The organism is Mesorhizobium sp. M7D.F.Ca.US.004.03.1.1 (assembly GCF_003998635.1).
In the GTDB taxonomy this organism is placed as follows: Bacteria; Pseudomonadota; Alphaproteobacteria; order Rhizobiales; family Rhizobiaceae; genus Mesorhizobium; species Mesorhizobium loti.
This window is the reverse complement of sequence record NZ_RZQG01001789.1, coordinates 1-458: the sequence shown is the minus strand read 5'-3', so window position 1 is coordinate 458 and position 458 is coordinate 1. Positions and strand designations below refer to the sequence as shown.

Annotated in this window: 1 protein-coding gene; it reads right to left on the bottom strand. The window is 62.9% G+C overall.

The features are described 5' to 3' along the window. On the bottom strand, positions 1 to 458 hold a 458-nt coding region (locus EN935_RS40045), incomplete at both ends, for an NAD(P)(+) transhydrogenase (Re/Si-specific) subunit beta (RefSeq protein WP_164771929.1).

Below are 458 nucleotides of genomic sequence, written 5' to 3'. Positions count from 1 at the left end.
CAGGCAGGTGCGCGCCTTGTCGACATCGAGGATCGGCATGCCGTAGATCGGCGACGACTTGTCGTCGCGGGCCGAAGGGTTGGTGACGTCGTTGGCGCCAATGACATAGGCCACATCGGCCTGCGCGAATTCAGAGTTGATGTCCTCGAGCTCGAACACTTCGTCGTAAGGCACATTGGCTTCGGCGAGCAGCACGTTCATGTGGCCAGGCATGCGGCCGGCCACGGGGTGGATCGCGTATTTGACGTCGACGCCGTTGGCCTTGAGCTTGTCGGCCATTTCGCGCAGCGCATGCTGCGCCTGGGCGACAGCCATGCCGTAGCCCGGCACGATGATGACTTTTTGCGCGTTCATCATCAGATAGGCGGCATCGTCGGCCGAGCCCTGCTTGACCGTGCGCTCGATGCCGTCATCTGCAACTGCCGCTGTCTCACCGCCAAAGCCGCCGAGGATGACCG